Origin of the sequence: Nonomuraea sp. NPDC048901, assembly GCF_040649695.1 — a bacterium.
Lineage (GTDB): Bacteria > Actinomycetota > Actinomycetes > Streptosporangiales > Streptosporangiaceae > Nonomuraea.
This window is the reverse complement of the sequence record NZ_JBEZFW010000055.1, coordinates 1-5,392: the sequence shown is the minus strand read 5'-3', so window position 1 is coordinate 5,392 and position 5,392 is coordinate 1. Positions and strand designations below refer to the sequence as shown.

Here is a 5,392-nt window from a genome sequence, read left to right as displayed (position 1 = left end):
ACCTCGCGGGGTGGGGGAGCGTGCGTCGTGTCCATCTCAAGGGGTCCGTTCGTTCAGCGGGTGATGTAGGGCGGCTCGGTGAGGGCGCCGTCCTTGTCGGTGGTGATCTCGTAGTCGCCGTTGATGCAGACCAGCAGGGCGCCGGTGGAGTCCTCCCGGACTTCCATCTCCTCGCCGCAGTGGTGGGGCGGCTCGTCAAGGTCGATGCGGTCGCCGGTCGTGAGGTCGCCGTAGTAGTCGAAGTGAGGGGTCTCGAACATGTGGGCCTCCTCGCTGGTGCCGGTGCTCATGGGTTCTCTTTCGGGGGTGAAGGCTGGTGATTCGTGAACCGCCCGGCCGGAGGGAAGCGGGTCGGGAGGCTCACGGAACATCAGCTCCAGTTCGTGGCGCCTTTGCTGTCGGTGATGACGATGGGTGCTCCGCTGTTGCGGGCCTTTTCCAGCAGGTCGGTGAGTAGGCCGGGGTTCTTGCCGTGGCCGGTCATGCCGCCGAAGATGGCGGCTGCCTCGTCCACGACGATCACGACAGGGGCGGGCGGAGTCGTGGTGCGGGGCCAGTCCGTGACGACGCCGTCCTCGTCGGTAGTGAACACGTACTCGCAGGAGGTGCACTCGATCGTGTGGTCGCCGTCGGTGCCCTGAGCGACCTTGAGGGTGGCGCCGCAGGTGCAACGGTCCTCTTCCAGGTCCCACCAGTCGCCGGCCGAGATATGGCGGGCGGCCATCTCGTTGTCTCCCTCGTACAAGGGGCGGGTGTCGGACATGTCGATCTCCTTCAGTAGGGGGTGGGTTGGGATGCCCGGCCACCGCAGGAGGTGTGGGGGCGCGGTGGCCGGGCTGGTTCATCGGGCTTCCTCGCGGTTCTGCCGTGCTTCCGCCACCGCGCGGGTGACGGAGTGGTTCACGAGGACCTGAGCGGCGTCCAGCTCTTCGTTGACGAGGGCCAGCACGCCCATCGCGGCGGCGAACCGTGCGTGCGCGTCGGCCGGGTTGAGCCCCAGCCAGCGGGAGGCGAGGATGCGGTGCCGTTCGTAGTGGGACAGCGCCTGCCAGCGGTCGAGGTCGGTGATGTCGGGGTTGAAGGTCAGGGTGGCGGTCATCGTCATCGCGTGCTCACATTCAGGTCGCCGGCCTGTCCAGCGAGCAGCTCGTCGTAGGCGTCGCGCGGTCTCTGGTCTTCAAGGCCAGGGCCCCACACTCCTGGGTGGCCCTTTTCCTCGTAGTCGAACTGGGCGGGGATCTTCATCGGTGCGCCCCGATCTGCTGCTGGAGGCTGGTAGGGGTGAGCCAGAACGTGTGGTCGGGGTCGTCGCGCCAGCGGATCGCCACCATGCCCATCGACGGGCTGTGGCCGACCACCTTGTAGGGGCGGACCTGGCGGTAGGCCGTGACGCCCACCACGATCAGGAGCGTCAGCATGAGCGGTAGGCCCAGCAGGGACAGGGCCGTGTCCAGGGTGACGTCCATCACGACACCAGCGGGCGGAGTGCAGGCGCCTGCCGGGGGATCGACAGGGTGACGAGGCTGGGCGGCTCCGGAGGGAGTGGAAGCCCCGCCGCCGTCCGGGTGGCCGCGACGGTGCCGAGGATGGCCAGAGCCTCCCGATACATGTGATCGGTCAGCCTGTCGATCTCCTGCCGCTCCTGTTCCGACGCGGGAGTGGCGAGCGGGTATGCCATGATGGGCGTGTTCCTTCCGTTATCGGCGGTGTAGAGGACATGCGGGCGGCCTGAGACTTGGCGGTAGCGGGTCGCCCTCTGTATGTCCTGGTGGTGGATGGATAGGTAGTTCACGCGTCGCTCCCCAACAGCGAGTCCTGTACGGGGGCCATCTGCATCGCGTACTTCTCGGCGTACCAGCGCTCCCAGACCTCTTCGAAGATCGGGAGGTCGCGCTGCGTCCACGCGAGCGTGTTGCGGACGCTGCCGTTCGGGGTGTCAGCGGCGCGCTTGCCGGGCTTCTCTCCGTGCTCAGCCTCATACAGGGCGGCGGCGCGCTTGCCGAACCACGACTGCTCAGACTCGATCTGCTTCTTCTTCAGCCCCATGGACTTCAAGAAGTCGGGGACGTACAGGGGGATGTCGAGCGGGTCGATTTCGGGTTCCTCGCCGAACATTCGGGCCAGCGCGACCTTGGTCTTGGCGGCTAGCCATGTCCGGTCGAGTAGTCCGTCAGCAGCCTTAAGCGCCAGGACCTGGATCCGGGTGAGAGCGGCGAGTTCGATCGCTGCCGTGCGGATCTCGGGCGGCGCTATCTCCTCGACGTCGAGGAGATAGGTGCGGATCTGACGTGCGACCGGTGACTCGGTGAGCATCTGGCCGACGTTCAGGATCGCGCGACGGGCGAACAGGGTGATGGAGCGGGCGTTCGGATTCGCGTCCGTCAGGTTGACGGACGCGAAGTCTCGGTACGCCTGCCCCTTGAGTACCTGGAAGCCGTTTGACTCCAACTCGGAGCGGTTGCGGCGGACGACACTCTCGATCGCATCCTCGGCCACCTCGTAGTAGCGGGCGACCATCGGCAGATCGGCGTGAACGTCATCAGAGAGCAGACTCAGCGCCTTGACCTTGTCGAGGACATCGACGCGGTCGGCGTACTGAGCGCGGAGGGACGGGGACTCCGTCAGGGCCAGTTCGTTCACGATGCGCCTCGCGCGATGGAGGCGATCGGCACACTCGGCTCACCGAAGGGTCGCTGTTCAGGGCAGCCACCCTCGATGAAATGATGATCGAGCATCAGGCGGACACCTTTCGCGAGGAAGCCTGATGGGCGGCCCCCGACGTTGCAGCGTCGGGGGCCCGTCTTCTTTTGTGCTCACAGACCGAGGCGTTGCAGCGCGTTGGCCTGCTTCTTGCTGATCCCTATGGGACTTCGTGCTTCTATGAAGATAGTCTTGGGACAATGTAGCATCTTGTCAATTGTCCCAAGACTATTTCTTGGAGACTCATGCGAAGGGGTTGGTGCGGGGTGGTGGTGCACTCGCGGTATCTAGACATCGCTGCTGCGATCCGCGAACGGATCGAGGCCGGCGAGTGGGAGCCGGGGGCTCTACTTCCGCGGCTGAACGACCTCGCCAAGCAATACAACGCCAACCGAGACACGATCGGGCGAGCGGTCAGCGTGCTGGAATCGGAAGGCTACGTGTGGGCTGTGCAGGGGCGCGGCATCGTCGTGCGGCATGGCCTTATGCGCCTCCGCAGACCGCGCGGCGACCTGGTCAAGCGCAATAAGGCCACTCCCAACGCCGGCTACTCCTTCCCAGCGGCGTCCGGCCAGGAGAAGTGGAAGCATCACATCACGCCGCTTGCTGGCTACGAACCGCTGATCAACCCAAGGGTCGCTCGGCTGTTGGGCGTCGAGCCGGGGAGCTCGGTGATGCGCCGATTTCGGGTCACTGGCCCGGAGTCTGAGCCGCCTTTTCAGATCAACATCTCGTGGATACACCCGCGAGGAGTGGCTGACGCTCCCGAGGTGGCCTCCGAGGACCCCGGCCCAGGCCACTGGCTCTACTTGCTAGAGCGGGCCGGCCACTGGCCGATCAGTTGGACCGAATTCCACCGGGCGCGGATGCCCACCCAGGAAGAGGCCAAGCTGCTGGAGATCGCCATCAGCCTGCCCGTGCTGGAGATCGTGCGAGTTGGTACCTCGGGGGGCGATGGCCAACCAATCGAGGTCACCGAGTACGTGGCGGCTAGCGACCGGGTAGAAACTGTGCACGTACTGCGACGCGACGAGTCCGCTCAACCCCCTTGGCCCGACATCGACGGGCCGCCCGACGAGATCGAGAGCGACAGGTGAACGCCCGTGAGCAGCCTCACCGTTGACGCCGTAACCCGCACGCACGTCGGGCTAGTGCGTCGACGCAATGAAGACGCCGCCTATGCCGGAAGGTATTTGTTCGCGGTTGCTGATGGCCTTGGCGGACACACAGCCGGCGACATCGCCAGTAATACCGTGATCGACGTCCTGTCCGCCTATGACCGTCTCGCTGACTCCGCAGACCTCACTGACGCCCTCGGGCAAGCTATCCACCACGCGAACCAGACGTTGCGCGCCAGGGTCGAGCGCGAGCCTGAGTTGGCAGGCATGGGCACCACACTGGTAGCAATGCTCTGGTCTGGGGCGACTGTCGTGGTGGCGAACATGGGCGACTCGCGCGCCTACCTACTGCGCGAAGGGGAGCTGACCCAGCTGACCGAAGATCACACCTACGGCAACCTCGTGGCTGGCGCCGCCGATGTACCTAATCTGTCAGAGAAGATCGCACGGTTCCTTGACGGTCGTACTGACGGACGGTCTCCTGATCTCACGCCGCGCGGCTTGCATCCTGGGGATCGATTCCTGCTGTGCTCCGACGGCCTGAGCGGTGTTGTGCCTGTTGGAGTTCTGCAGGACGTATTGGAGTCCCATCAGGATCCGGGAGACGTGGCCGAGCGCCTGGTCTCACTGGCGCTGGAGGATGGCGGGCCGGACAATATCACCGTGATCGTCGTAGACGTGCGGGAGCGCTGCTCCGCCTGAACCCCCGGGGAGTGAACAGTAACCGCCATTCCGATTGCGCGGTCGTGATCCCATGGCTACCGTCTGCGACGATGACCTGTCGAGGCGAGGAGACTGCCGTGGAACCGCGCGACCACTTCGCTGACATCACCACCCCACGAGGAAGCCATGTCTTCCTCCAGGGTCTCACCGAGGCTCAAGCCGCCGCCGTCACCGCCCAGTTCGCACAACCGGACGCCCCCGAGGACGCCACCGTGAACGAGTGGGCGGACAAGAAGCAGTGCGACCGATGTCAAGGGGCCGGTGGCTGGCACGAGACCGTCGAAACGCCTACCGCAGGCGGCGGCACTGTCGTGACGAAGAAGTGGGTCAACTGCCGCCCCTGCAAAGGGTCCGGAGAGGTTGAGGACAAATAGCCTCGGCACCAGGAATGATCGAAATGCCTTCGGTCGCGGCTGCCGTCATCAACGAGGAGCCCTAATGGAGCTGACCAAGCACGACGTTCGCGAAGTCCTCGACGTTTACGTCCGTGCGTGGGTCGGGCAAGACCCAGACCTGATCGTGACGATCTTCACGGAGGACGCTACTTACCACGAGCGCGTCCTTCAGGCTCCGATCCCGAACCGGGAGGCGATCCGGCGCTACTGGGAGACGAAAGTCGTCGAGTCCCAGGCCAACATCAAGTGCGAGGTGCTCAACGTCTACCTCGACGGGGACACCGCGATTGTCGAGTGGGAAGCGGAGTTCGATGATCTGGTCCAGCGGGTTCGTAAGCGCATGCGCGAGATAGCCGTCCTGACCATCGAGGACCGGAAGATCACCAGTCTCAGAGAGTACTGGTCATCGGAAACTGTTGGTGAGCTCGTTGACTGACAGACCATGCAGAGCCCCCA

General features: G+C 64.9%; 10 protein-coding genes. 4 read left to right on the top strand and 6 right to left on the bottom strand.

Going from position 1 to position 5,392, the window contains the following annotated elements; genetic code table 11:
• Positions 1 to 53: 53 nt before the first annotated feature.
• The 6 genes from AB0C30_RS59740 to AB0C30_RS59715 form a co-directional block, all read right to left on the bottom strand.
• A complete protein-coding gene (locus AB0C30_RS59740; RefSeq protein ID WP_357962649.1) occupies positions 54 to 290 on the bottom strand; it encodes a hypothetical protein in 237 nt (78 codons plus the stop codon).
• A gap of 80 nt (positions 291 to 370) precedes the next feature.
• Positions 371 to 763: a hypothetical protein gene (locus tag AB0C30_RS59735; protein ID WP_357962647.1), complete on the bottom strand. Its 393-nt coding sequence runs from the start codon at positions 761 to 763 to the stop codon at positions 371 to 373.
• Positions 764 to 841: 78 nt separating this feature from the next.
• Positions 842 to 1,105 carry a hypothetical protein gene (locus tag AB0C30_RS59730; RefSeq protein WP_357962644.1) on the bottom strand — a complete coding sequence of 88 codons (264 nt, stop codon included), beginning with the start codon at positions 1,103 to 1,105 and terminating at the stop codon, positions 842 to 844.
• A 136-nt stretch (positions 1,106 to 1,241) separates the two neighbouring features.
• Entirely contained in the window at positions 1,242 to 1,466 is a 225-nt protein-coding gene (locus AB0C30_RS59725) for a hypothetical protein (protein ID WP_357962641.1), read from the bottom strand.
• Positions 1,466 to 1,678 (bottom strand): hypothetical protein, encoded by a 213-nt coding sequence (locus AB0C30_RS59720; protein WP_357962638.1) that lies wholly within the window; start codon positions 1,676 to 1,678, stop codon positions 1,466 to 1,468. The genes AB0C30_RS59725 and AB0C30_RS59720 overlap by 1 nt, the downstream gene beginning before the upstream one ends.
• Before the next feature lie 110 nt (positions 1,679 to 1,788).
• Complete coding sequence (locus AB0C30_RS59715) at positions 1,789 to 2,640, bottom strand: hypothetical protein (protein ID WP_357962635.1); 852 nt, start codon at positions 2,638 to 2,640, stop codon at positions 1,789 to 1,791.
• 326 nt (positions 2,641 to 2,966) lie between these two features.
• On the opposite strand from AB0C30_RS59715, the gene AB0C30_RS59710 reads away from it, so the two are divergent.
• The 4 genes from AB0C30_RS59710 (at position 2,967) to AB0C30_RS59695 (ending at position 5,372) form a co-directional block, all read left to right on the top strand.
• The gene (locus AB0C30_RS59710) at positions 2,967 to 3,797 is read left to right on the top strand and encodes a GntR family transcriptional regulator (RefSeq protein ID WP_357962632.1); all 831 of its coding nucleotides are present in this window, start codon (positions 2,967 to 2,969) and stop codon (positions 3,795 to 3,797) included.
• A gap of 6 nt (positions 3,798 to 3,803) precedes the next feature.
• Positions 3,804 to 4,520 carry a protein phosphatase 2C domain-containing protein gene (locus tag AB0C30_RS59705; protein WP_357962629.1) on the top strand — a complete coding sequence of 239 codons (717 nt, stop codon included), beginning with the start codon at positions 3,804 to 3,806 and terminating at the stop codon, positions 4,518 to 4,520.
• 98 nt (positions 4,521 to 4,618) lie between these two features.
• Positions 4,619 to 4,915, top strand: coding sequence for a hypothetical protein (locus AB0C30_RS59700; RefSeq protein WP_357962626.1), 297 nt, complete (start codon positions 4,619 to 4,621; stop codon positions 4,913 to 4,915).
• A gap of 64 nt (positions 4,916 to 4,979) precedes the next feature.
• Positions 4,980 to 5,372, top strand: coding sequence for a nuclear transport factor 2 family protein (locus AB0C30_RS59695; protein ID WP_357962623.1), 393 nt, complete (start codon positions 4,980 to 4,982; stop codon positions 5,370 to 5,372).
• Positions 5,373 to 5,392: the final 20 nt, after the last annotated feature.

Bases quoted from the DNA above. Each gene is read 5' to 3' on its own strand.
- AB0C30_RS59740 (WP_357962649.1), bottom strand. From the start codon at position 290: ATGAGCACCGGCACCAGCGAGGAGGCCCACATGTTCGAGACCCCTCAC.
- AB0C30_RS59735 (WP_357962647.1), bottom strand. From the start codon at position 763: ATGTCCGACACCCGCCCCTTGTACGAGGGAGACAACGAGATGGCCGCC.
- AB0C30_RS59730 (WP_357962644.1), bottom strand. From the start codon at position 1,105: ATGACGATGACCGCCACCCTGACCTTCAACCCCGACATCACCGACCTC.
- AB0C30_RS59725 (WP_357962641.1), bottom strand. From the start codon at position 1,466: ATGGACGTCACCCTGGACACGGCCCTGTCCCTGCTGGGCCTACCGCTC.
- AB0C30_RS59720 (WP_357962638.1), bottom strand. From the start codon at position 1,678: ATGGCATACCCGCTCGCCACTCCCGCGTCGGAACAGGAGCGGCAGGAG.
- AB0C30_RS59695 (WP_357962623.1), top strand. From the start codon at position 4,980: ATGGAGCTGACCAAGCACGACGTTCGCGAAGTCCTCGACGTTTACGTC.